Origin of the sequence: Klebsiella ornithinolytica (genome assembly GCF_030505655.1) — a bacterium.
In the GTDB taxonomy this organism is placed as follows: Bacteria; Pseudomonadota; Gammaproteobacteria; order Enterobacterales; family Enterobacteriaceae; genus Klebsiella; species Klebsiella ornithinolytica.
Genome location: NZ_CP130153.1, coordinates 4,735,400 through 4,758,321, shown reverse-complemented (window position 1 = coordinate 4,758,321; position 22,922 = coordinate 4,735,400). Strand labels below are relative to the sequence as shown.

The window sequence follows — 22,922 nt, the reverse complement described above, 5'->3', positions numbered from 1 at the left end:
ACAAGGTAGCCTCATGCGTTATTTTCCTGGCCTGAATAAAGAAATGTGGAGCCGTAATGCCAAACAGTTTGACCTGGTGCGATCTGCCCGAAGATGTTTCCCTGTGGCCTGGATTACCGCTTTCGCTGAGCGGTGATGAGGTCATGCCGCTGGATTACCATGCCGGACGCAGCGGCTGGCTGCTCTACGGACGCGGCCTTGATAAACGCCGGCTGACCGCCTGGCAGCGTGAGCTGGGTGCCGCGCTGGTTATCGTTGCCTCCTGGGTTGTCGAAGATTATCAGGTTATTCGTCTGGCGGGCTCTCTGACGCTGCGGGCAACCCGGCTGGCGCACGAAGCGGGGCTGGATGTCGCCCCGCTGGGGAAAATTCCGCATCTGCGTACGCCTGGGCTGCTGGTGATGGATATGGACTCCACGGCGATTCAAATCGAGTGCATTGACGAAATCGCCAAACTGGCCGGAACCGGCGAAATGGTGTCGGAAGTGACCGAACGTGCGATGCGCGGCGAGCTGGATTTCACCGCCAGCCTGCGTCAGCGGGTGGCGACATTGAAAGATGCCGATGCCAATATTTTGCTGCAGGTGCGCGAATCGCTCCCGCTGATGCCGGGGCTGGCGCAGCTGGTGCTGAAGCTGGAGACCCTGGGCTGGAAAGTCGCGATTGCCTCCGGCGGATTCACCTTCTTCGCCGAATACCTGCGCGACAAGCTGCATCTTGACGCCGTGGTCGCTAATGAGCTGGAGATTATGGACGGCAAGCTGACCGGGAACGTCATCGGCGATATTGTCGATGCCAAATATAAAGCCGCCACGCTGAGAAAACTGGCGGAAAAATATGCAATCCCGCCGGCGCAGACCGTGGCGATCGGCGATGGCGCCAACGATCTACCGATGATCAAAGCGGCGGGGCTGGGGATCGCGTATCATGCTAAGCCAAAAGTGAATGAACAGGCGGAAGTGACAATCCGTCACGCTGATCTGATGGGCGTCTTCTGTATTCTCTCAGGCAGCATGAATCAAAAGTAAGAGGTAACACGTGGCGAAAGCTCCAAAACGCGCATTTGTCTGTAATGAATGTGGTGCGGATTACCCGCGCTGGCAGGGGCAGTGCAGCGCCTGTCATGCCTGGAATACCATCACCGAGGTGCGTATTGCCGCTTCGCCGCAGGTGGCGAGAAACGAGCGTCTGACGGGCTATGCCGGGAATGCCGGTGCGTCGAAGGTACAAAAACTGTCGGAGATTAGCCTCGAGGCGCTACCGCGTTTCTCCACCGGTTTTAAAGAGTTTGACCGCGTGCTCGGCGGTGGCGTGGTGCCGGGCAGCGCAATTCTGATTGGCGGCAGTCCGGGGGCGGGTAAATCGACGCTGCTGCTGCAGACGCTGTGCCGACTGTCGGAAAACATGAAAACGCTGTACGTCACCGGGGAAGAGTCGTTGCAGCAGGTAGCGATGCGCGCTCACCGCCTGGGGTTGCCGACCGCTAATCTCAATATGCTCTCCGAGACCAGCATTGAACAAATCTGCCAGATAGCCGATGACGAAAAGCCGCAGCTGATGGTTATCGACTCGATCCAGGTGATGCATATGGCTGACGTTCAGTCGTCGCCGGGCAGCGTCGCCCAGGTACGCGAAACGGCGGCCTATCTGACGCGTTTTGCGAAAACGCGCGATGTAGCGATCATCATGGTAGGTCATGTGACCAAAGATGGCTCGCTGGCCGGGCCGAAGGTGCTGGAGCACTGTATTGACTGCTCGGTGCTGCTGGATGGCGATGCCGATTCTCGCTTTCGTACCCTGCGCAGCCATAAAAACCGCTTTGGCGCGGTGAATGAGCTGGGGGTGTTCGCGATGACCGAGCAGGGGCTGCGTGAAATCAGCAACCCTTCGGCGATTTTTCTCAGCCGCGGCGATGAAGTGACTTCCGGCAGCTCGGTGATGGTGGTCTGGGAGGGCACTCGTCCTCTGCTGGTGGAGATTCAGGCGCTGGTCGACCATTCAATGATGTCTAACCCGCGTCGCGTTGCGGTAGGGCTGGAGCAGAACCGCCTGGCGATTCTGCTGGCGGTTCTGCACCGTCACGGCGGTCTGCAGATGGCCGATCAGGATGTTTTTGTTAACGTTGTCGGCGGGGTGAAGGTGGCGGAAACCAGCGCTGACCTGGCGCTGCTGCTGGCCATGGTTTCCAGCCTGCGCGATCGTCCGCTGCCGCACGATCTGGTGGTATTTGGTGAAGTGGGGCTGTCCGGCGAAATCCGCCCGGTGCCCAGCGGCCAGGAGCGCATCTCCGAGGCGGCGAAACATGGTTTTCGTCGCGCCATCGTCCCGGCGGCCAACGTGCCGAAAAAAGCACCAGAAGGGATGCAAATCTTTGGTGTGAAAAAGCTTTCAGACGCGCTAAGCGTGTTTGACGACTTATAATTAAATACCCGCCGCCTGTCCGGCGGCAGAGGGGCTGGCTGCGTAGGTCCGTATGAACGACTGAGTTGCCTCGGTTCATCGTGCTTCGTCCGTCTGCCGGCCGCAACAGGGTATTTCTTCAGTTTTGCTAAAGCAGGAGGCTCTTGTGTCATCTTTCGACTATCTCAAAACCGCGATTAAGCAAAAGGGCTGTACGCTGCAACAGGTCGCGGAAGCCAGCGGAATGACCAAAGGCTATTTGAGCCAGCTGCTGAATGCCAAAATCAAAAGCCCAAGCGCGCAGAAGCTGGAAGCCCTGCACCGTTTTCTTGGCCTGGAATTCCCGCGTCGGCAAAAGAGCGTCGGCGTGGTATTTGGTAAGTTCTATCCGCTGCACACCGGGCATATCTATCTGATTCAGCGCGCCTGTAGCCAGGTGGATGAGCTGCATATCATCATGGGTTACGACGATACGCGCGATCGTCAGCTGTTTGAAGACAGCGCGATGTCGCAACAGCCGACGGTATCCGATCGTCTGCGCTGGCTGCTGCAAACCTTCAAATATCAGAAAAATATCCGTATCCATGCGTTTAATGAAGAGGGGATGGAACCTTATCCCCACGGCTGGGACGTCTGGAGCCGCGGGATCCGCGCATTTATGAGCGATAAAGGGATCCAGCCGAACTGGATCTACACCTCGGAAGAGGCCGATGCGCAGCAATATCGGCAGCATCTGGCGATCGAAACCGTGCTGATCGATCCGAAACGCACCTTTATGAGCATCAGCGGCGGGCAGATCCGTGAAAACCCGTTCCGCTACTGGGAGTACATCCCGACGGAAGTGAAACCGTTCTTTGTACGTACGGTGGCGATTCTGGGCGGCGAATCGAGCGGGAAATCGACGCTGGTCAATAAGCTCGCGAATATCTTTAACACCACCAGCGCCTGGGAGTATGGTCGCGATTACGTCTTCTCGCACCTCGGCGGCGATGAGATGGCGCTGCAGTATTCCGACTATGACAAAATTGCGCTTGGCCACGCGCAGTATATTGATTTCGCGGTTAAATATGCCAATAAGGTGGCGTTTATCGACACCGATTTCGTCAGCACCCAGGCATTTTGCCTGAAGTATGAAGGGCGCGAGCACCCCTTCGTTCAGGCGCTGATCGACGAGTACCGTTTTGACCTGGTGATTCTGCTGGAGAACAATACGCCGTGGGTTGCCGACGGCTTACGTAGCCTCGGTAGCTCGGTGGATCGCAAGGAGTTCCAGACGCTGCTGGTGTCGCTGCTCAAAGAGAATGAGATCGACTTTGTGCATGTGAAAGAGTCGGATTACGACACGCGCTTTCTGCGCTGCGTTGATCTGGTCAAGCAGCTGATGGGTGAACCGGGCTAACTACTGCCTGGAGAGTTCTGGCGTGCGCTGAGCATAAAAAAACGGGTGGCCTGGGCCACCCGTTTTTATTACTTCGCAATACGCTTGTACTTGATACGCTTTGGCTCCAGCGCATCGGCGCCGAGGGTGCGTTTCTTATACTCTTCGTACTCGGTGAAGTTACCTTCGAAGAATTCGACTTTACCTTCATCCTGGTAATCCAGAATGTGGGTCGCGATACGGTCGAGGAACCAACGGTCGTGCGAGATAACCATCGCGCAGCCCGGGAACTCCAGCAGGGCGTTTTCTAACGCGCGCAGGGTTTCGATATCCAGGTCGTTGGTCGGTTCATCGAGCAGCAGCACGTTACCGCCAACCTGCAGCAGCTTCGCGAGGTGCAGACGACCGCGCTCACCGCCGGAGAGTTCGCCCACGCGTTTACCCTGGTCGACGCCTTTAAAGTTAAAGCGACCGACGTAGGCGCGGCTAGGCATTTCGGTGTTGCCGATCTTCATGATATCCAGCCCGCCGGAGACTTCTTCCCAGACGGTTTTGCTGTTATCCATCGCGTCGCGGAACTGATCGACGGAAGCCAGCTTCACGGTTTCACCCAGGGTGATGGAACCGGCATCAGGCTGTTCCTGACCGGACATCATGCGGAACAGGGTCGATTTACCGGCGCCGTTAGGGCCGATAATCCCGACGATTGCCCCTTTCGGTACCGAGAAGGTCAGATCGTCAATCAGCACGCGATCGCCGTAAGACTTACGCAGGTTGCTGACTTCAACAACTTTATCTCCCAGACGGGCTCCAGGCGGAATAAACAGTTCGTTGGTTTCGTTACGCTTCTGGTATTCGACGTTATTAAGCTCTTCAAAGCGCGCCAGACGGGCCTTGCCCTTAGACTGACGGCCTTTCGCGCCCTGGCGTACCCACTCCAGCTCTTTCTCGATGGATTTACGGCGCGCCGCTTCCTGAGAAGCTTCCTGCGCCAGACGCTGATCTTTCTGCTCCAGCCAGGAGGAGTAGTTCCCTTCCCACGGAATCCCTTCGCCGCGGTCCAGTTCGAGGATCCAGCCAGCCACGTTATCGAGGAAGTAACGGTCGTGGGTAATCGCCACGACGGTCCCTTCGAAGTCATGCAGGAAGCGTTCCAGCCAGGCCACGGATTCAGCATCCAGGTGGTTGGTCGGTTCGTCGAGCAGCAGCATGTCTGGTTTTTCCAGCAGCAGGCGGCACAGCGCCACGCGGCGGCGTTCACCACCGGACAGGTTGGCGATTTTCGCCTCCCAGTCCGGCAGACGCAGGGCATCGGCCGCACGTTCCAGCTGCACGTTCAGGTTATGACCGTCGTGAGCCTGAATGATCTCTTCAAACTTGCCCTGCTGCGCCGCGAGTTTATCGAAGTCGGCATCTGGCTCAGCGTATTTGGCATACACCTCATCCAGGCCTTTCAGCGCGTTAACCACTTCGGCTACCGCTTCTTCTACCGACTCACGTACGGTCTGCTCCGGGTTGAGCTGCGGCTCCTGCGGCAGATAGCCAATTTTCAGGCCAGGCTGCGGACGGGCTTCGCCTTCGATGTCGGTATCGATGCCGGCCATAATACGTAACAGGGTAGATTTACCGGCACCGTTAAGACCGAGAACGCCGATCTTCGCGCCAGGGAAGAAGCTCAGGGAGATATTTTTCAAAATATGACGTTTCGGCGGAACCACTTTGCCGACACGATGCATGGTATAAACGAATTGAGCCACGGTGGACTTCGCCTCTTTTATTTTGATGAATAGTTTTCAAAGGCGAAGTGTAGCCTTTTTCACGCGTTAAGCCCAGAGAGGCGATGGGATTCACAGAAGAGTAAAAAAATGTCCAGGACGTGGCACGTTTGGCGTTGTCTGGTTAGCATATCTATAGCGACACCGGGACATTTAAAAAGCGGCATGATGCTGCTCTGATGTAGTGAGATGTACTTTTAACAGAGGAAGAGCTTGTGGAAAAAGCCAAAACGATGGCATGGCGTCTTCTGGCGGCCAGCGTGAGTCTGCTGACGCTCAGCCAGTTGGCACATGCGGATTCACTGGATGAACAGCGCAGCCGCTACGCTCAAATTAAGCAGGCATGGGATAGCCGACAGATGTCCGTTGTCGAACAGCTTATGCCAACGCTGACCACCTATCCGCTGTACCCCTACCTTCAGTACCGGCAGATCACCGACGATCTGATGAACCAGCCGGCGCTGGTGGTGAAAAACTTCATTGAAGCGAACCCGACGCTGCCGCCGGCGCGCACCCTGAAATCGCGCTTTGTTAACGAGCTGGCGCGCCGTACCGACTGGAGCGGACTGCTGGCGTTCAGCCCGGAAAAACCCACCAGCACCGAAGCGCAATGTAATTACTACTACGCGAAGCTGAGCGTGGGCCAGGCGCAGGAAGCCTGGGACGGCGCGAAAGCGCTGTGGCTGACCGGTAAAAGCCAGCCTAATGCCTGCGACGCGCTGTTTAGCGCCTGGCGTTCTTCCGGCAAGCAGGATCCGTTGGCATATCTTGAGCGTATTCGCCTGGCAATGAAGGCGGGTAACACCGGTCTGGTCAGCGTGCTGGCCCAGCAGATGCCGCCTGAATACCAGACGATTTCGTCAGCGGTTGTGGCGCTGGCAAACGATCCGAATACCGTCATGACCTTTGCCCGTACTACTGGCGCGACGGACTTTACCCGCCAGATGGCGGCGGTGGCCTTCGCCAGCGTGGCGCGCCAGGACGTCGAAAACGCCCGGCTGATGATTCCGTCATTGGTGCAGGCACAGAAGCTGAATGAAGATCAAACCCAGGAGCTGCGGGATATCGTTGCCTGGCGCCTGATGGGCAACGATGTGACCGAAGAGCAGGCCGTCTGGCGCGATGACGCTATTATGCGTTCGCAATCCACCGCGCTAGTAGAGCGCCGGGTGCGAATGGCGCTGGGCGCCGGGGATCGCCACGGGTTGAATACCTGGCTGGCCCGCCTGCCGATGGAGGCGAAAGAGAAAGATGAGTGGCGCTATTGGCAGGCGGATCTGCTGCTGGAGCGCGGGCGCGATGACGAAGCAAAAGCGATTCTCCGTTCGTTGATGCAGCAGCGTGGTTTCTACCCGATGATTGCCGCCCAGCGTCTGGGAGAGGATTTCACCTTCCGGATCGATAAAGCGCCAGAGAATCTCGATCCTGCGCTGACCTCCGGGCCGGAAATGGCTCGGGTACGCGAGCTGATGTACTGGAATATGGACAACACCGCCCGCAGCGAATGGGCAAATCTGGTGACCAGCCGGACGAAAGAGCAGCAGGCGCAGCTGGCGCGCTATGCCTTCAACCAGCACTGGTGGGATCTCAGCGTACAGGCAACCATCGCCGGGAAGCTGTGGGATCAGCTGGAGGAACGTTTCCCGCTGGCCTACAACGATCTCTTCGCGCGTTATATCAGCGGCAAAGCCATTCCGCAGAGCTATGCGATGGCGATTGCTCGCCAGGAGAGCGCGTGGAACCCGAAAGTCCGTTCTCCGGTTGGCGCCAGCGGCCTGATGCAAATCATGCCGGGTACGGCGACCCATACGGTGAGTATGTTCAGTATCCCAGGCTACAGCAGTCCGTCGCAACTGCTGGATCCCGAGACCAATATCAATATTGGCACTAGCTATCTGCAGTATGTATACCAGCAGTTTGGCAATAACCGCATTTATGCTTCCGCGGCCTACAACGCCGGTCCGGGGCGGGTGCGAACCTGGCAGGGTAATAGCGCCGGGCGCATCGATGCGGTGGCGTTTATCGAGAGTATTCCGTTCTCGGAAACGCGGGGTTATGTGAAGAACGTACTCTCCTACGATGCCTATTACCGTTACTTTATGGGACAGAAAGCGTCCATGCTGAGCGATGCGGAGTGGCAGCAGCGTTACTGATGCTCAGCAGATTACGCGTGACAAAACGGGCTGAACGCCGTGCTGTTATGCGAAAGCCATAGAGTATTGACCGGAGTATGTTATGCTTTGTACTCGTTAATGAGTACATCCGACAGGCGGCCTTGGTCGCCTGTCTCAACATGGCGGCGTAACATGACCCAACAATCCCCTTATTCAGCGGCTGTAGCCGAACAGCGTCATCAGGAATGGCTTCGCTTTGTGGCGTTACTCCAGCAGGCGTACGCCGACGATCTGCATCTGCCATTGCTGCAATTAATGTTGACGCCCGACGAGCGCGAGGCGCTGGGCACGCGCGTACGGATTATTGAAGAGTTGCTGCGTGGCGAGATGAGCCAGCGCGAGCTGAAAAGCGAGCTCGGCGCCGGAATTGCCACCATTACCCGTGGCTCTAACAGTCTGAAATCAGCGCCACCCGAGCTACGACAGTGGCTGGAGCAGGCGCTGCTTAACGGTAAATAAGGTTATGGAACGGGCTTAATGCCAGTACTACCGCCTGGTGGTAGACGCTGCTGCGCGTGAGCTTCCCGGCGGTAAAGACGCCGATAGCCCCTTCTTTACGACCAATTTCATCGATGCCGGTATGTTGTGACATCACCGGCCCTAGCGCTTCCCCGGCACGCACTTTTTCCAGAATCACCGCCGGCAGCGGCAGCGTCGCCGAGCGCGCTTCGCCGCGCTGATGACGATCCTCGATCACTACCCAGCTAAAGGTGCTGCCCTCATCGATCCCGGCTTCAATGGCCACCCAGAAGTCGGCATTTGGCTGCACGGCGCGCGCATTGGCGACCCTGTTTCGTGCGCCAGCACGCGTTTCCTCGTTACCAAACGGTTGTTCCGGCACACCACTCTCGACGGAGATGGACTCAATGTGGCAGGATCCTTCGCCGAAGATCTCGTTAAAAGCCTGTAGAATTGCCTGAATTTTGGCGGGATTAGTGGTAGCTGAGACAACATGGTGCATAATCAAACAACTCAGAATAAATTTACGTCATCGCAGTATACTCCAAATCGTTTTCGTTGCAGCGCGCGACGCCGGCAACCGAAATTGTGAAGAGCACAGAACGGAAAAATAGCATGTTACAGGTACACCTTGTTCGCCATGGCGAAACGCAGTGGAACGCCGAGCGGCGCATTCAGGGCCAGTCAGACAGCCCGTTAACCCCTCACGGCGAGCGCCAGGCCTGGCAGGTCGGCGAACGCGCCAGAACGTTAGGCATTACGCATATCATTGCCAGCGATTTGGGGCGTACGCGCCGGACGGCAGAGATTATCGCGGAAGCCTGCGGTTGCGATGTCATCCTTGATTCACGGCTGCGTGAGCTGGATATGGGGGTTCTTGAGAAACGTCATATCGACTCGTTAAGCGAGGAAGAAGAAGAGTGGCGTCGCCGGTTGGTTGATGGGACCCCGGACGGCCGTATCCCGCAGGGGGAGTCGATGCTGGAGCTGAGCGAGCGTATGCACGCGGCGCTGGCGTCCTGCCTGGAACTGCCTGCCGGAAGCCGGCCGCTGCTGGTGAGTCACGGTATTGCGCTGGGCTGTCTGGTCAGTACGATTCTGGGGCTGCCGGCACACGCGGAACGCCGCCTGCGTCTGCGTAACTGCTCAATTTCTCGCGTTGATTATCAGCAGAGTCTGTGGCTGGCATCGGGCTGGGTCGTGGAAACCGCGGGGGATGTGTCGCATCTTGACGCCCCCGCGATGGATGAACTGCAGCGTTAACGACGAATCGGGATCAGGTATTCGCAGCGCAGCTGAATCGGCGTTTCTTGATCCCGGCTTTCATCCTCAGGGAAGAAGCGTTCGATATCCAGACCCTTGCGGCGGGTAAGGTTCAGCATTGGCATGCAGGTGCCATACACCGTCAGGATAAACTCCTGCAGTCCGCTTCCTAACCCTTCATAAGTGAACATCACATACTCGCCGCCTTCCAGAATTATCGGATGGGAGTTGTGCAGGTGGCCGTTGGCCATCTCCGGCGTCAGCGCAGTGGTGTAGAAGACCTCTTGCTCGTCATCTTTCTCGAGACTAGGACGCGGTTCATGCAGGCCGTACAGCGTAGGCGGAATCGACGGCGAATTGCCGAGGAAATCACGCCAGAACTGAACGCGCATCTGGTTACGGAAGTCGGAGATCTCCTCCAGCTTGCAGGTGTAGCTCTGAGTGATGCCAATCAGCTGGGTATTGCTCAGGGTGACAAACTCATGCTGCGGCATTGTGAATTCACCCAGGCGCAGCGGGGGACGCATCCCGTAAGAGCTCCAGTCAGGAGAGCGGCGGTACAGCGCCGGCGTTAACGAAAACTGCTTTTTAAACGCGCGGGTGAAGGTCTGCTGCGAGTCGAAACGATACTGTAGCGCAATGTCGAGAATCGGGCGGGCGGTCAGGCGCAGGGCGACCGCTGATTTGGATAAACGGCGAGCGCGAATATAGGCACCGATGGCTTGGCCGGTCACGTCTTTAAACATTCTTTGCAAATGCCACTTGGAATAACCCGCCTTGGCTGCCACATTATCTAGTGAGAGCGGTTGATCCAGGTGACCTTCCAGCCAGCTAAGGAGATCGCGAATAATCCCTGCTTGATCCATAAAATGTCCTCATCCTTAAACTCAGGTGCCTGCTACTAAGGTAGCGGATAATAGCATTTTTTGATGTTTTAGCATTCAGTGTTTTTTTTGCTTATAAATGCGATTTGTCAGCAAGTTTTTTAGCTGTTTTGGTAACGCTGTGATCTATAAACCTTTTCCGCTGAGTCTATAATCATCACTTAGCAAAATTTTAAGAAAATGGTAACAATATGAAATACAAGAGGTTAGTTGCGGGGCTGCTTTTACTGGCGGGATGTCAGGTTGCGCAGGCGGAACAAATTGGCTCCGTCGATACCGTATTCAAATTCTTTGGTCCGGATCATAAAATCGTCGTTGAGGCTTTCGACGATCCGGATGTTCAGAACGTGACGTGCTATATCAGCCGGGCGAAAACCGGCGGGATTAAGGGCGGTCTGGGTCTGGCGGAAGATACGTCAGATGCGGCAATTTCTTGCCAGCAGGTAGGGCCGATCGAACTGAACGATAAAATCAAAAACGGTAAGTCGCAGGGCGACGTGGTTTTCCAGAAACGTACTTCGCTGGTGTTTAAAAAGCTGCAGGTGGTCCGTTTTTACGATAGCAAACGTAATGCGCTGATCTACCTCAGCTATTCGGATAAAGTCGTTGACGGTTCGCCGAAGAATGCGCTCAGCGCCGTGCCTATCATGCCGTGGAATAAATAACGCGGCGCACCGTGGCATCTGATTCGCACATAAAAAAACGGCGCATTAAGCGCCGTTTTTACGTTGCGGGAGCAGGAAAACGAATGCTATTCCTGCAGGTCACCGCAGAAGCGATAACCTTCGCCGTGAATCGTGGCGATGATTTCCGGCGTATCCGGAGTAGATTCGAAATGCTTACGAATGCGACGGATGGTCACGTCAACGGTACGGTCGTGCGGCTTAAGCTCACGGCCGGTCATTTTCTTCAGCAGTTCAGCACGTGACTGGATCTTGCCCGGGTTCTCGCAGAAGTGCAGCATCGCGCGGAATTCACTGCGCGGCAGCTTGTACTGCTCACCATTTGGGCTGACCAGCGAACGGCTATTGATATCCAGTTCCCAGCCGTTGAACTTGTAGCTTTCTACGCTGCGACGCTCTTCGCTCACGGTACCCAGATTCATGGTACGGGAGAGGAGGTTGCGTGCGCGAATAGTCAGTTCACGAGGGTTGAACGGTTTAGTGATATAGTCATCAGCGCCGATTTCGAGGCCCAGAATCTTATCAACTTCGTTATCGCGGCCGGTAAGGAACATCAGCGCGACGTCAGCCTGTTCACGCAGTTCACGCGCTAACAGGAGACCATTTTTACCTGGCAGGTTGATATCCATGATCACCAGGTTGATATCATTTTCAGACAGGATCTGATGCATTTCCGCGCCATCGGTCGCTTCGAACACATCATAACCTTCTGCTTCGAAAATACTTTTTAACGTGTTGCGTGTTACCAACTCGTCTTCAACGATAAGAATGTGCGGGGTCTGCATGTTTGCTACCTAAATTGCCAACTAAATCGAAACAGGAAGTACCAAAGTCCCTGACCTGCCTGGTACATGTCGCAAATTAACATGCCCGGCGTAACATGACTAAAGTACGTAATTGCGTTCTTGATGCACTTTCCATCAACGTCAACAACATCATTAGCTTGGTCGTGGGTACTTTCCCTCTGGACCCGACGGTGTCAAAAACGGCTGTCATCCTAACCATTTTAACAGCAATATAACAGGCTAAGAGAGGCTGAACACCCCATAAAACTACGCTTCGTTGACATATATCAAATTCAATTGTAGCACGTTAACAGTCTTGTGAAATCATTGCATTAAAATGCTATTTATAGTCACAAATCTTACACAGCTCAAATGGTTGCGCTGGTAAATTGATAAACATGTTGAATCCAATGACCGTTCAGCGCGGTTGCGACAAATATCATTGGCAAACATATGGATAAATGCGTTCTGTTAACATACTCCGTCCCGTGGTTCGTTGGAAACAGTTTAGGCTTTTTTATGGGTAATAACGCGCAATTTTAGTGATTTTTGTTGCAAATTTGTAAATTTTCGCCGCGTAAAATGGGGATGCTTTTCATTTTCGCCGCGTGAGAGAGTAGAAGAGAGCCACCATGCACGTATCTATTGTATTAGTCGCCCCGGCCAGGGCAGAAAACGTTGGCGCGGCGGCACGCGCGATGAAAACAATGGGTTTTCGCGACCTGCGTATCGTTGACAGCGATGCCCACCTTCAGCCTGCGGCGCGTTGGGTTGCGCATGGATCCGGAGATATTCTCGATAACATAAGCACTTATCCAACGCTGGAACAGGCGCTGCATGACGTTGACTTTACCGTTGCGACAACGGCCCGCAGCCGGGCGCGCTTCCATTACTACGCCACGCCGCAGCAGCTGCTGCCGCTGATGGCGGAGAAAGCCGGGTGGATGAACCATGCGGCGCTGGTATTTGGTCGGGAAGATTCCGGGCTGACTAACGAAGAGCTGGCTCTGGCTGATGTGCTGACCGGCGTGCCGATGGTGGCCGACTATCCTTCGCTTAACTTAGGGCAGTCGGTGATGGTTTATTGCTATCAATTGAGCGCGTTGGTTCAGCAGACGTCGGCCGTTTCTGCCGGCGTCGATGAAAATCAGCTGCAGGCATTACGTCTGCGGGCGCTCGATTTATTGACCCGACTGGGCGTGGCTGAAGACCTCAAACTGACCGACTGGCTCCAGCAGCGAATTGGGCTTTTAGAGCAGCGAGACACCGCAATGTTGCACCGATTACTACACGATATTGAAAAAAACCTGCCAGAGTAAAGTTCTGCTATAAGTTTTAAATATGGTTATATCTGCCAGCATCAAGCGCTGCGTATCGCAAATTCAGGTGAATTGTCAGGTCATTGTGGCGCATTGGCCCGCTGCAGCGTAGCGGGTGAAATGTAAAAATTCGTTGACTTAAACCGGCAGATACTTTAACCAATATAGGCACAGGACACAGACAGATAAAAATTACAGAGTACACAACATCCATGAAACGCATCAGCATGATGACAACCATTATCACCATCACCATTACCACAGGTAACGGTGCGGGCTGACGCGTACAGGAAACACAGAAAAAAGCCCGCACCTGAACAGTGCGGGCTTTTTTTTCGACAAAAAATCTAGGGGTAACAACCATGCGCGTGTTGAAGTTCGGCGGTACATCAGTGGCAAATGCAGAACGTTTTCTGCGGGTTGCCGATATTCTGGAGAGCAATGCCAGGCAGGGGCAGGTAGCAACCGTCCTGTCTGCCCCGGCGAAAATTACCAACCATCTGGTTGCGATGATTGAAAAAACCATCGGCGGCCAGGACGCGCTCACCAATATCTCCGACGCTGAACGCATTTTTGCTGAACTGCTGCAGGGCCTCGCCGACGCGCAACCGGGGTTCCCGCTGGCACAGCTGAAAGCCGTTGTCGCGCAAGAGTTTGCCCAGATTAAACACGTGCTGCACGGTATCAGCCTGCTTGGTCAGTGCCCGGATAGCGTCAACGCCGCGCTGATTTGCCGCGGTGAGAAGCTATCTATCGCCGTCATGGCGGGCCTGCTGGAAGCTCGCGGGCACAAAGTTAGCGTGATAAATCCCGTCGAAAAACTGCTGGCCGTTGGCCATTACCTCGAATCCACTGTCGATATCGCTGAATCGACTCGCCGCATTACCGCCAGCCAAATTCCGGCCGACCATATGGTGCTGATGGCCGGGTTTACCGCCGGGAACGAAAAAGGGGAGTTGGTGGTGCTGGGACGCAATGGCTCAGACTACTCTGCTGCCGTGCTGGCCGCCTGCCTGCGCGCCGACTGTTGTGAAATCTGGACCGACGTCGATGGGGTATATACCTGCGACCCGCGTCAGGTTCCCGATGCGCGTCTGCTGAAGTCGATGTCATATCAGGAAGCGATGGAGCTCTCCTACTTCGGGGCGAAAGTTCTGCATCCGCGCACCATTGCTCCTATCGCTCAGTTCCAGATTCCCTGCCTGATCAAGAATACCGGTAATCCACAGGCGCCAGGCACGCTGATCGGCGCCAGCCTTGATGAAGACGGTCTGCCGGTCAAAGGCATTTCTAACCTCAATAATATGGCGATGTTTAACGTCTCCGGTCCGGGGATGAAAGGCATGGTCGGTATGGCCGCCCGCGTGTTTGCCACCATGTCCCGCGCCGGAATTTCAGTCGTGCTGATTACCCAGTCGTCATCGGAATACAGCATCAGTTTCTGCGTACCGCAGAGCGACTGTGCACGCGCAAAACGGGTGATGGAAGATGAGTTCTATCTGGAGCTGAAAGAGGGCCAGCTGGAGCCGCTGTCGATCATGGATCGTCTGGCGATCATCTCCGTGGTGGGCGACGGTATGCGTACGCTGCGCGGGATCTCGGCGAAGTTCTTCGCCGCGCTGGCCCGCGCTAATATCAATATCGTGGCGATTGCCCAGGGCTCTTCCGAGCGTTCTATTTCCGTGGTGGTCAGCAATGATGATGCGACCACCGGAGTACGCGTAACTCACCAGATGCTGTTCAACACCGATCAGGTGATTGAGGTCTTTGTTATCGGCGTCGGCGGCGTCGGCGGCGCGCTGATTGAACAGATCAAGCGTCAGCAGGGCTGGCTGAAGAACAAACATATCGACCTGCGCGTCTGCGGCGTGGCTAATTCACAGGCCTTGCTGACTAACGTGCACGGGCTGAATCTCGAGAACTGGCGCGCGGAGCTGGCCGAAGCGAAAGAGTCGCTGAACCTGGGCCGCCTGATTCGTCTGGTCAAAGAGTACCATTTGCTGAACCCGGTTATCGTCGACTGTACCTCCAGTCAGGCGGTCGCCGATCAGTACGCCGATTTCCTGCGCGAGGGTTTCCACGTGGTGACGCCGAACAAAAAGGCCAATACCTCCTCGCTGGATTACTACCATCAGCTGCGCCATGCCGCCAGCAGCTCGCGACGCAAATTCCTCTACGACACCAACGTTGGCGCCGGTCTGCCGGTAATTGAAAACCTGCAAAACCTGCTCAACGCTGGCGATGAGCTGCTGCACTTCTCCGGTATTCTTTCCGGATCTCTGTCGTTTATTTTCGGTAAGCTGGATGAGGGCATGAATCTCTCCGAGGCAACAACGCTGGCGCGCGAGATGGGGTATACCGAACCGGATCCGCGAGACGATCTTTCAGGCGTCGATGTTGCGCGCAAGCTGCTGATTCTGGCTCGTGAAACCGGCCGTGAGCTTGAGCTGTCTGACATTGTCGTCGAACCGGTACTGCCTGCACAATTTGATGCCAGCGGCGACGTTGAGAGCTTTATGGCACGCTTGCCTTCGCTGGATAACGAGTTTGCTTCCCGGGTTGCCCAGGCTCGTGATGAAGGTAAAGTCTTGCGTTACGTCGGTAACATCGAAGAGGATGGAACCTGTCGCGTGAAAATTGCCGCCGTTGACGGTAACGATCCGCTGTTCAAAGTGAAAAATGGTGAAAACGCCCTGGCCTTTTACAGCCATTATTATCAGCCGCTGCCGCTGGTGCTACGCGGCTATGGTGCAGGTAACGACGTTACGGCGGCCGGTGTGTTTGCTGACCTGTTGCGCACCCTGTCATGGAAGTTAGGAGTTTAAGATGGTCAAAGTATATGCCCCGGCTTCCAGTGCCAATATGAGCGTCGGGTTTGATGTGCTGGGCGCGGCGGTGACGCCGGTCGATGGCACCCTGCTGGGGGACAACGTTTCGGTCGAGGCGGCGGACAGTTTCAGCCTGCAAAACGTTGGCCGCTTTGCCAGCAAGCTGCCCTCAGCGCCGCAGGAAAACATTGTTTACCAGTGCTGGGAGCGTTTCTGTCAGGAAATCGGCAAAAAAGTTCCGGTGTCGATGGTACTGGAAAAAAACATGCCGATTGGCTCCGGTCTCGGCTCCAGCGCCTGTTCTGTCGTCGCCGCGCTGGTGGCGATGAATGAATTCTGCGGTAAGCCGCTGAATGAGATGCGCATGCTGGCGCTGATGGGGGAGATGGAAGGGCGCATTTCCGGCAGCATCCACTATGACAACGTTGCGCCCTGCTACCTGGGCGGCATGCAGCTGATGATTGAAGAGAATGGCATCATCAGCCAGCAGGTTCCGGGTTTTGACGAATGGCTGTGGGTGCTGGCTTATCCGGGAATTAAAGTTTCGACGGCGGAAGCGCGTGCCATCCTCCCGGCGCAGTATCGCCGCCAGGACTGTATCGCTCACGGTCGTCACCTGGCGGGCTTTATTCATGCCTGCTACACCCGCCAGCCGCAGCTGGCAGCGAAATTGATGAAAGATGTAATTGCCGAACCGTATCGCACCAAACTGCTGCCGGGCTTCAGCGAAGCGCGTCAGGCGGCGATGGAGATCGGTGCGCAGGCGTGCGGCATCTCAGGCTCCGGCCCGACGCTGTTTGCGCTATGCGATAAGCCGGAAACCGCGCAGCGCGTCGCGGACTGGCTGGGCACGCATTATCTGCAGAATCAGGAAGGCTTCGTTCATATTTGCCGGCTGGATACGGCGGGCGCACGAGTAGTGGGATAACCAATGAAACTCTATAATTTAAAAGATCATAACGAACAGGTCAGCTTTGCGCAGGCCGTTACGCAGGGGCTTGGCAAGCAACAGGGGCTGTTCTTTCCGCACGATCTGCCGGAATTTAGCCTGACTGAAATTGACGACATGCTGGAGATGGATTTGGCCTCCCGCAGCGCCAGAATTCTGTCGGCCTTTATTGGCGACGAGATCCCGCAGGAGATCCTCAAAGAGCGCATCGCCGCCGCTTTCACCTTCCCGGCTCCGGTCAGCAAGGTGCAGGATGATATTGGCTGCCTGGAGCTGTTCCACGGCCCGACGCTGGCGTTTAAAGATTTCGGCGGCCGCTTTATGGCGCAGATGTTGACCCATATCGCCGGCGACAAACCGGTGACGATTCTGACCGCCACCTCCGGTGATACCGGCGCGGCAGTTGCGCATGCGTTTTACGGCCTGCCGAATGTCAAAGTCGTTATTCTGTATCCGCGCGGCAAGATCAGCCCGCTGCAGGAAAAACTGTTCTGCACCCTGGGCGGCAACATTGAAACCGTGGCGATTGATGGCGATTTCGACGCCTGCCAGGCGCTGGTGAAACAGGCGTTTGACGACGAAGAGCTGAAGGTTGCTCTGGGCCTGAACTCGGCGAACTCCATCAATATCAGTCGTCTGCTGGCGCAGATTTGCTACTACTTCGAAGCGGTCGCACAGCTGCCGCAGGAAGCCCGCAACCAGCTGGTCATCTCCGTACCGAGCGGTAACTTTGGCGATCTGACCGCCGGTCTGCTGGCGAAGTCTTTAGGGCTGCCGATTAAGCGCTTTATTGCCGCCACCAACGCCAATGACACCGTGCCGCGCTTCCTGCAGGACGGCAACTGGGCGCCGAAAGCGACTCAGGCGACGCTGTCTAACGCCATGGACGTCAGCCAGCCGAACAACTGGCCGCGCGTGGAAGAGCTGTTCCGTCGCAAAATCTGGCGTCTGAACGAGCTGGGCTATGCCGCCGTGGACGATGAAACCACCAAACAGGCGATGCGCGAGCTAAAAGCTATTGGTTACACCTCAGAGCCGCACGCCGCCATCGCCTGGCGCGCGCTGCGCGACCAGCTGCAGCCGGGCGAATACGGTCTGTTCCTCGGTACCGCGCACCCGGCGAAATTCAAGGAGAGCGTCGAAGAGATCCTCCAGGAGACGCTGCCGCTGCCGAAAGAGCTGGCCGATCGCGCCGACCTGCCGCTGCTGTCGCATAATCTGCCGGCGGATTTCGCCGCGCTGCGCCAGCTGATGATGGGCAAAGCATAACGGCCTTTTTTCGCCGCACGATGTTCTCAGGCCGGGCCTCTACGCCCGGCTTTTTTATTGGCGAAAAAGGAGGAATTATGCAGAAAAAAGGCAGGGAAAATGGATGAATTACCAATAAATGCCGGGGGACAAAGATTAGGATTGCGGAGAATAACCCGCGCCGTTGCTCAGGGGTAATCTTTGGTTATCGCCCCATGCGGGGACTGTTAATGAAGGGGAAACCTATGTCAACGCTGAAGTCTGTGATCCTTGCGCTTTCGATGTCGCTGGTGGCTCCTGCTGTGGTTCACGCATCGGAGATCACGCTGGTGCCGGCAGTCAAACTGCAAATTGGCGATCGCGACAATTACGGTAACTACTGGGACGGCGGTCGCTGGCGCGACCACGAATGGTGGGGCCGTCATTATGACTGGCGCGATAACCACTGGCGCGCGCACGATGAGCATCGCCATGATCATCATGATGACCACGATCGCGGCCGCGGCCCGGATCGTGACTGGCGCCATCACTAAGTCTTCCCTCCCGGTCGCCATGAGGGCGGCCGGGAAGGGAATTAGCGTTCGTGGCGTTTAAAGACCATCTCATCTTTCTGACCGGAGGCTTCGGCGTCGAAGAAATAGCCTTCGCTGTTGAAACGGGTTAGCTGTTCAGGCTGGGTTAAGCGGTTTTCAATGATATAGCGGCTCATTAACCCGCGCGCCTTTTTGGCATAGAAACTGATCACTTTAAACTGGCCGTTTTTCTCATCGAGGAACACGGGCTTAATGATTCTTCCCTGCAACTGTTTTGTCTTCACCGACCGGAAGTATTCGTCAGAAGCCAGGTTAATCACGATATCGTCTCCCTGAGCTTTCAGCGCCTGATTGAGTTTATCGGTAATCACCTCGCCCCAGAACTGGTAGAGATCTTTGCCTTTGCTATTTTCCAGCTTAATGCCCATTTCCAGACGATAGGGCTGCATCAGATCCAGCGGGCGCAGCACGCCGTAGAGGCCGGAAAGCATACGCAAATGTCGCTGGGCAAAATCGAAATCGTCTTCGCTGAGGGTTTCTGCCTGCAGTCCGGTATAAACGTCGCCTTTAAAAGCCAGAATGGCCTGGCGCGCGTTTTGCGGCGTGAAGTCCGGCTGCCAGTCATGAAAGCGGGTCGCATTCAGATCCGCCAGCTTATCGCTGATGCTCATCAGTTTGCCGATCTGTGGCGCCGAGAGCCGGCGCGCGACGCCGATCAGCTCCTGGGAATACTCCAGAAGTTCAGGCTGGGTGTAGCGTGCTGTGGCCAGCGGGCTTTGGTAGTCGAGCGTTTTGGCAGGTGAAATAAGAATCAGCATATCCGGTCCTTGCAGGGAATTTTCCGTGACTTTAACAAAAAAAGAGCGCGGTGGGATCGATAGCTGCGATTGCCGCGCTATTCACGCGGCACTTCATCCCAGGCTCCAGGCGCCAGCTGCTGGTTAATTTCCGGGTAGCGCGTGGCGTCAAAGGTCGGTCGTACGCCCAGTCGTCGCTGGGTGAGATAATCACTGGCCAGGATCCGTACCGTAGGCGACAGCAGTAAAATAGCGGTCAGGTTAGTGATGGCCATCAGCGCCATAATGGTATCCGCCAGCTGCCAGACAACCGGCAAACCGACCAGCGTGCCGGCGATAACCATGACCAGGGTGAGGATCCGCAGCGCCCAGATATGACGAGGGCTGTTAATGCGCAGAAATATCAGGTTATTTTCAGCGTAGATGTAGTTTGCGACGATAGAACTGAAGGCAAAGAGCAGCACGACGATCGCCACGAATCCCGCCCCCCAGCCGCCGACCAGTGATGTCATGGCGTGCTGGATGCTCTGGATACCGTTCGCGGCATCTTCCGCGTCGTCCAGCGGCGCCAGCATGATAATGACGGCGCTGGCGGTACAGATAACTATCGTATCGATGAGGACGCCAATCATTTGCACGATCCCCTGCGCCGCCGGATGCGGAGGCCAGGAAGCCGCTGCCGCCGCGGCGTTAGGCGTTGACCCCATCCCCGCTTCGTTCGAGAACATACCGCGCTGAAAACCACTGGTCAGCGCCTGGCTGATGGTATAGCCCACTGCGCCGGCAGCGGCTTCCTGCCAGCCGAACGCGCTGCGGAAAATGGACTCGAAAATGGCCGGCAGCGCCGTAATGTGCCAGAGGCCAATCAGCAGGCTGGTGGTCACCCAAAGCAGAGCCATCAGCGGCACAATCCACTGCAATAGCTTCGCCACGCCCCGCAAACCCCGCACGATAACCAGCAGGATCACCAGTGCCAGCGCGCAACCGGTAACGATAGCGGGAAGGTCAAAGGCATAGGTCATCGCATTCGCGATGGAGTTGGCCTGCACGGTGTTAAAAATAACCCCATAAGCCAGCAGGAGCAGGATAGAAAACACGATGCCCATCCAGCGCATTCCTAAACCCCGGGACATATACCAGGCCGGGCCACCGCGAAATTGCCCGTGGGCATCGCGTTCTTTGTAGAGCTGGGCAAGAGAACATTCGGCAAAGCTGCTGGCCATGCCGAGCAGCGCAGAAACCCACATCCAGAAGACGGCGCCGGGTCCGCCGGCGGAGATAGCCAGCGCGACGCCGACCAGGTTGCCGCTGCCCACGCGCGCCGCGAGGCTGGTGCACAGGGCCTGGAAAGAGGTTAATCCGCCGGGCTGAGGCTGGAGGCTTTTCTTTAGACTTTTCCCAAACTGGCGAACATAACGAAACTGAATGAATTTTGTTCGCCAGGTAAACCAGATGCCGGCGCCCAGTAACAGATAAATCATTACGGAGCCCCAGAGTATTTCATTGATAAAAGAGAAAAAATCAGGCATTAACCATCCTCTTGTCCATGCCGGAACGCTAGTGTAAGCGTTACCAATTCAGTGACAATCCCTTAGCTTTCAGAGAATTAATTCATCCAGTTTATCACACTCTGCGCTCTTGCATGGTCCGCAGTTGCGCTGAACATGCAGCGTGTTATCATCTTGGCAGACCGGTTACATCCCCTTAACTGCTGTTTAAGAGAAACACTATCATGACGGATAAATTGACTTCTCTGCGTCAGTACACCACTGTCGTAGCTGATACCGGAGATATTGCGGCAATGAAGCTGTATCAGCCTCAGGATGCCACGACTAACCCTTCTTTGATCCTCGGCGCGGCTCAGATTCCTGAGTACCGTAAGCTGATTGATGACGCTGTCGAGTGGGCCCGCGGCCAGAGCAGCGATCGCGCTCAGCAGATTATCGATGCTTCCGATAAGCTGGCGGTGAACATTGGTCTCGAAATTCTTAAGCTGATTCCAGGCCGTATTTCGACCGAAGTTGATGCGCGCCTCTCGTATGACACCCAGGCATCTATCGCGAAAGCGAAACGCATCATCAAACTGTATAACGATGCGGGCATCGGCAACGATCGCATTCTGATTAAACTGGCTTCCACCTGGCAGGGTATTTGCGCTGCCGAGCAGCTGGAAAAAGAAGGCATCAACTGTAACCTGACTCTGCTGTTCTCCTTCGCTCAGGCTCGCGCTTGTGCTGAAGCGGGTGTATTCCTGATCTCTCCGTTCGTTGGCCGTATTCTCGACTGGTACAAAGCGAACACCGATAAGAAAGAGTACGCGCCGGCTGAAGATCCGGGCGTCGTTTCCGTCAGTGAGATCTACGAGTACTACAAGCAGCACGGTTATGAAACTGTCGTGATGGGCGCAAGCTTCCGTAACGTCGGTGAAATCCTTGAGCTGGCCGGCTGCGATCGCCTGACTATCGCTCCGGCTCTGCTGAAAGAGCTGGCGGAAAGCGAAGGGGCTATCGAGCGTAAACTGGCGTTCAGCGGCGAAGTAAAAGCGCGTCCGGAACGCATCACCGAAGCCCAGTTCCTGTGGCAGCACAACCAGGATCCGATGGCGGTGGACAAGCTGGCGGAAGGTATCCGTAAGTTTGCGATCGACCAGGAAAAACTGGAAAAAATGATCGGCGACCTGCTGTAATCATTTGGGCGTGGCCGGGCTCCCGGTCACGCTACTTCTCCTGAACTCTGTCTGTATTTCCTTCCAGCGTGTATCATTCCGTCTAATTGTACTGTTTGAACGGAATAACGATGAATACCTTACGAATCGGCTTAGTTTCCATTTCCGATCGCGCCTCCAGCGGCGTCTATCAGGATAAAGGCATCCCGGCACTTGAAGAGTGGCTGGCGCGTGCGCTGACGACCCCCTTTGAGCTCGAGACCCGTCTGATCCCTGACGAACAGGTGATTATCGAACAAACGCTGTGTGAGCTGGTTGACGAGATGGCCTGCCATCTGGTGTTAACTACCGGCGGGACCGGTCCGGCCCGACGCGACGTGACGCCGGATGCCACTCTGGCCGTCGCCGACCGCGTTATGCCAGGATTTGGTGAGCAAATGCGCCAGGTTAGCCTACACTTCGTTCCGACGGCTATCCTTTCTCGTCAGGTTGGCGTTATCCGCAAGCAGGCGTTGATTTTGAATCTGCCGGGCCAGCCGAAAGCCATTCAGGAAACCCTTGAAGGCGTTAAAGATGCTGACGGCAAGGTTCTGGTGCACGGGATCTTCGCAAGTGTACCTTATTGTGTACAGTTGCTGGAGGGGCCGTATGTGGAGACAGACGCGGAAGTTGTAGCGGCTTTTCGCCCAAAAAGCGCGAGGCGCGAAACTTTATCCTGAATTTAATACTTTCCTGACATAACCTGCATTGTCGGTGGTGTGCCGTTTTATTTACGATATAGT

22 protein-coding genes and 1 other annotated feature are annotated in these 22,922 nt (G+C 55.8%); of the genes, 16 read left to right on the top strand and 6 right to left on the bottom strand.

Features of this window, described 5'->3' with window-relative positions:
* Positions 1–56 precede the first annotated feature (56 nt).
* The 3 genes from serB (at position 57) to nadR (ending at position 3,799) form a co-directional block, all read left to right on the top strand.
* Complete coding sequence (serB, locus tag Q1L34_RS22565) at positions 57–1,028, top strand: phosphoserine phosphatase (protein ID WP_004857669.1); 972 nt, start codon at positions 57–59, stop codon at positions 1,026–1,028.
* A gap of 10 nt (positions 1,029–1,038) precedes the next feature.
* Positions 1,039–2,421, top strand: coding sequence for a DNA repair protein RadA (radA, locus tag Q1L34_RS22560; RefSeq protein ID WP_004857671.1), 1,383 nt, complete (start codon positions 1,039–1,041; stop codon positions 2,419–2,421).
* A gap of 145 nt (positions 2,422–2,566) precedes the next feature.
* Positions 2,567–3,799: a multifunctional transcriptional regulator/nicotinamide-nucleotide adenylyltransferase/ribosylnicotinamide kinase NadR gene (gene nadR, locus Q1L34_RS22555; RefSeq protein ID WP_004857673.1), complete on the top strand. Its 1,233-nt coding sequence runs from the start codon at positions 2,567–2,569 to the stop codon at positions 3,797–3,799.
* A 68-nt stretch (positions 3,800–3,867) separates the two neighbouring features.
* Here nadR and ettA read toward each other — a convergent pair whose 3' ends face one another.
* Positions 3,868–5,535: an energy-dependent translational throttle protein EttA gene (gene ettA / locus Q1L34_RS22550; protein WP_004857675.1), complete on the bottom strand. Its 1,668-nt coding sequence runs from the start codon at positions 5,533–5,535 to the stop codon at positions 3,868–3,870.
* Between the two features lie 233 nt (positions 5,536–5,768).
* Between ettA and sltY the strand changes: the two genes are divergently transcribed.
* Both sltY and trpR read left to right on the top strand, forming a co-directional pair.
* The gene (sltY, locus tag Q1L34_RS22545; protein WP_004857677.1) at positions 5,769–7,706 is read left to right on the top strand and encodes a murein transglycosylase; all 1,938 of its coding nucleotides are present in this window, start codon (positions 5,769–5,771) and stop codon (positions 7,704–7,706) included.
* 153 nt (positions 7,707–7,859) lie between these two features.
* Positions 7,860–8,186: a trp operon repressor gene (trpR, locus tag Q1L34_RS22540; protein WP_015585187.1), complete on the top strand. Its 327-nt coding sequence runs from the start codon at positions 7,860–7,862 to the stop codon at positions 8,184–8,186.
* Here the strand turns inward: trpR and yjjX are convergent.
* Positions 8,173–8,688: an inosine/xanthosine triphosphatase gene (gene yjjX, locus Q1L34_RS22535; RefSeq protein ID WP_004857681.1), complete on the bottom strand. Its 516-nt coding sequence runs from the start codon at positions 8,686–8,688 to the stop codon at positions 8,173–8,175. The genes trpR and yjjX overlap by 14 nt on opposite strands.
* Positions 8,689–8,801: 113 nt before the next feature.
* Here yjjX and gpmB point away from each other — a divergent pair, with 113 nt between their 5' ends.
* A complete protein-coding gene (gpmB, locus tag Q1L34_RS22530; protein ID WP_004857683.1) occupies positions 8,802–9,449 on the top strand; it encodes a 2,3-diphosphoglycerate-dependent phosphoglycerate mutase GpmB in 648 nt (215 codons plus the stop codon).
* On the opposite strand, the gene robA is transcribed toward gpmB, so the two are convergent.
* Positions 9,446–10,315 carry an MDR efflux pump AcrAB transcriptional activator RobA gene (robA, locus tag Q1L34_RS22525; protein WP_004857685.1) on the bottom strand — a complete coding sequence of 290 codons (870 nt, stop codon included), beginning with the start codon at positions 10,313–10,315 and terminating at the stop codon, positions 9,446–9,448. The two genes, gpmB and robA, sit on opposite strands and share 4 nt — an antisense overlap.
* A gap of 209 nt (positions 10,316–10,524) precedes the next feature.
* On the opposite strand from robA, the gene creA reads away from it, so the two are divergent.
* Positions 10,525–10,998, top strand: a complete 474-nt coding sequence (gene creA, locus Q1L34_RS22520) for a protein CreA (protein WP_004857687.1) — start codon at positions 10,525–10,527, stop codon at positions 10,996–10,998.
* Between the two features lie 86 nt (positions 10,999–11,084).
* Here the strand turns inward: creA and arcA are convergent, their stop codons facing one another.
* Entirely contained in the window at positions 11,085–11,801 is a 717-nt protein-coding gene (gene arcA, locus Q1L34_RS22515; protein ID WP_002887843.1) for a two-component system response regulator ArcA, read from the bottom strand.
* A 95-nt stretch (positions 11,802–11,896) separates the two neighbouring features.
* On the opposite strand from arcA, the gene yjjY reads away from it, so the two are divergent.
* The 7 genes from yjjY to Q1L34_RS22480 all read left to right on the top strand — a co-directional run bounded on the left by yjjY (position 11,897) and on the right by Q1L34_RS22480 (position 18,678).
* Entirely contained in the window at positions 11,897–12,037 is a 141-nt protein-coding gene (yjjY, locus tag Q1L34_RS22510; RefSeq protein WP_049268126.1) for a YjjY family protein, read from the top strand.
* A 396-nt stretch (positions 12,038–12,433) separates the two neighbouring features.
* Positions 12,434–13,120 (top strand): tRNA/rRNA methyltransferase, encoded by a 687-nt coding sequence (locus Q1L34_RS22505; RefSeq protein WP_004857688.1) that lies wholly within the window; start codon positions 12,434–12,436, stop codon positions 13,118–13,120.
* Between the two features lie 212 nt (positions 13,121–13,332).
* Positions 13,333–13,401, top strand: a complete 69-nt coding sequence (gene thrL, locus Q1L34_RS22500) for a thr operon leader peptide (protein WP_071824685.1) — start codon at positions 13,333–13,335, stop codon at positions 13,399–13,401.
* Positions 13,340–13,457 (top strand) — a sequence feature (Thr leader region). It overlaps the preceding gene by 62 nt.
* A gap of 25 nt (positions 13,458–13,482) precedes the next feature.
* Positions 13,483–15,945, top strand: a complete 2,463-nt coding sequence (gene thrA, locus Q1L34_RS22495; protein WP_004857691.1) for a bifunctional aspartate kinase/homoserine dehydrogenase I — start codon at positions 13,483–13,485, stop codon at positions 15,943–15,945.
* Position 15,946: 1 nt separating this feature from the next.
* Positions 15,947–16,876 carry a homoserine kinase gene (thrB, locus tag Q1L34_RS22490; protein WP_004857693.1) on the top strand — a complete coding sequence of 310 codons (930 nt, stop codon included), beginning with the start codon at positions 15,947–15,949 and terminating at the stop codon, positions 16,874–16,876.
* Positions 16,877–16,879: 3 nt separating this feature from the next.
* Positions 16,880–18,166: a threonine synthase gene (thrC, locus tag Q1L34_RS22485; protein WP_004857695.1), complete on the top strand. Its 1,287-nt coding sequence runs from the start codon at positions 16,880–16,882 to the stop codon at positions 18,164–18,166.
* Positions 18,167–18,390: 224 nt separating this feature from the next.
* Positions 18,391–18,678: a DUF2502 domain-containing protein gene (locus Q1L34_RS22480; protein WP_032716546.1), complete on the top strand. Its 288-nt coding sequence runs from the start codon at positions 18,391–18,393 to the stop codon at positions 18,676–18,678.
* A 41-nt stretch (positions 18,679–18,719) separates the two neighbouring features.
* On the opposite strand, the gene yaaA is transcribed toward Q1L34_RS22480, so the two are convergent.
* Together yaaA and Q1L34_RS22470 are read right to left on the bottom strand one after the other, a co-directional pair.
* The gene (gene yaaA, locus Q1L34_RS22475) at positions 18,720–19,496 is read right to left on the bottom strand and encodes a peroxide stress protein YaaA (RefSeq protein ID WP_004857698.1); all 777 of its coding nucleotides are present in this window, start codon (positions 19,494–19,496) and stop codon (positions 18,720–18,722) included.
* Between the two features lie 77 nt (positions 19,497–19,573).
* Entirely contained in the window at positions 19,574–21,004 is a 1,431-nt protein-coding gene (locus Q1L34_RS22470; RefSeq protein ID WP_015585184.1) for an alanine/glycine:cation symporter family protein, read from the bottom strand.
* A gap of 203 nt (positions 21,005–21,207) precedes the next feature.
* Between Q1L34_RS22470 and tal the strand changes: the two genes are divergently transcribed.
* Positions 21,208–22,161 carry a transaldolase gene (gene tal / locus Q1L34_RS22465; protein ID WP_004857701.1) on the top strand — a complete coding sequence of 318 codons (954 nt, stop codon included), beginning with the start codon at positions 21,208–21,210 and terminating at the stop codon, positions 22,159–22,161.
* A gap of 110 nt (positions 22,162–22,271) precedes the next feature.
* Complete coding sequence (gene mog, locus Q1L34_RS22460) at positions 22,272–22,859, top strand: molybdopterin adenylyltransferase (RefSeq protein WP_015585183.1); 588 nt, start codon at positions 22,272–22,274, stop codon at positions 22,857–22,859.
* Positions 22,860–22,922: the final 63 nt, after the last annotated feature.

What these genes read in the sequence shown, in the direction of transcription:
- serB (WP_004857669.1), top strand. Translation starts at nt 57, where the DNA reads ATGCCAAACAGTTTGACCTGGTGCGATCTGCCCGAAGATGTTTCCCTG.
- trpR (WP_015585187.1), top strand. Translation starts at nt 7,860, where the DNA reads ATGACCCAACAATCCCCTTATTCAGCGGCTGTAGCCGAACAGCGTCAT.
- yjjX (WP_004857681.1), bottom strand. Translation starts at nt 8,688, where the DNA reads ATGCACCATGTTGTCTCAGCTACCACTAATCCCGCCAAAATTCAGGCA.
- gpmB (WP_004857683.1), top strand. Translation starts at nt 8,802, where the DNA reads ATGTTACAGGTACACCTTGTTCGCCATGGCGAAACGCAGTGGAACGCC.
- robA (WP_004857685.1), bottom strand. Translation starts at nt 10,315, where the DNA reads ATGGATCAAGCAGGGATTATTCGCGATCTCCTTAGCTGGCTGGAAGGT.
- creA (WP_004857687.1), top strand. Translation starts at nt 10,525, where the DNA reads ATGAAATACAAGAGGTTAGTTGCGGGGCTGCTTTTACTGGCGGGATGT.
- arcA (WP_002887843.1), bottom strand. Translation starts at nt 11,801, where the DNA reads ATGCAGACCCCGCACATTCTTATCGTTGAAGACGAGTTGGTAACACGC.
- yjjY (WP_049268126.1), top strand. Translation starts at nt 11,897, where the DNA reads ATGACTAAAGTACGTAATTGCGTTCTTGATGCACTTTCCATCAACGTC.
- Q1L34_RS22505 (WP_004857688.1), top strand. Translation starts at nt 12,434, where the DNA reads ATGCACGTATCTATTGTATTAGTCGCCCCGGCCAGGGCAGAAAACGTT.
- thrA (WP_004857691.1), top strand. Translation starts at nt 13,483, where the DNA reads ATGCGCGTGTTGAAGTTCGGCGGTACATCAGTGGCAAATGCAGAACGT.
- thrB (WP_004857693.1), top strand. Translation starts at nt 15,947, where the DNA reads ATGGTCAAAGTATATGCCCCGGCTTCCAGTGCCAATATGAGCGTCGGG.
- thrC (WP_004857695.1), top strand. Translation starts at nt 16,880, where the DNA reads ATGAAACTCTATAATTTAAAAGATCATAACGAACAGGTCAGCTTTGCG.
- Q1L34_RS22480 (WP_032716546.1), top strand. Translation starts at nt 18,391, where the DNA reads ATGTCAACGCTGAAGTCTGTGATCCTTGCGCTTTCGATGTCGCTGGTG.
- yaaA (WP_004857698.1), bottom strand. Translation starts at nt 19,496, where the DNA reads ATGCTGATTCTTATTTCACCTGCCAAAACGCTCGACTACCAAAGCCCG.
- Q1L34_RS22470 (WP_015585184.1), bottom strand. Translation starts at nt 21,004, where the DNA reads ATGCCTGATTTTTTCTCTTTTATCAATGAAATACTCTGGGGCTCCGTA.
- tal (WP_004857701.1), top strand. Translation starts at nt 21,208, where the DNA reads ATGACGGATAAATTGACTTCTCTGCGTCAGTACACCACTGTCGTAGCT.
- mog (WP_015585183.1), top strand. Translation starts at nt 22,272, where the DNA reads ATGAATACCTTACGAATCGGCTTAGTTTCCATTTCCGATCGCGCCTCC.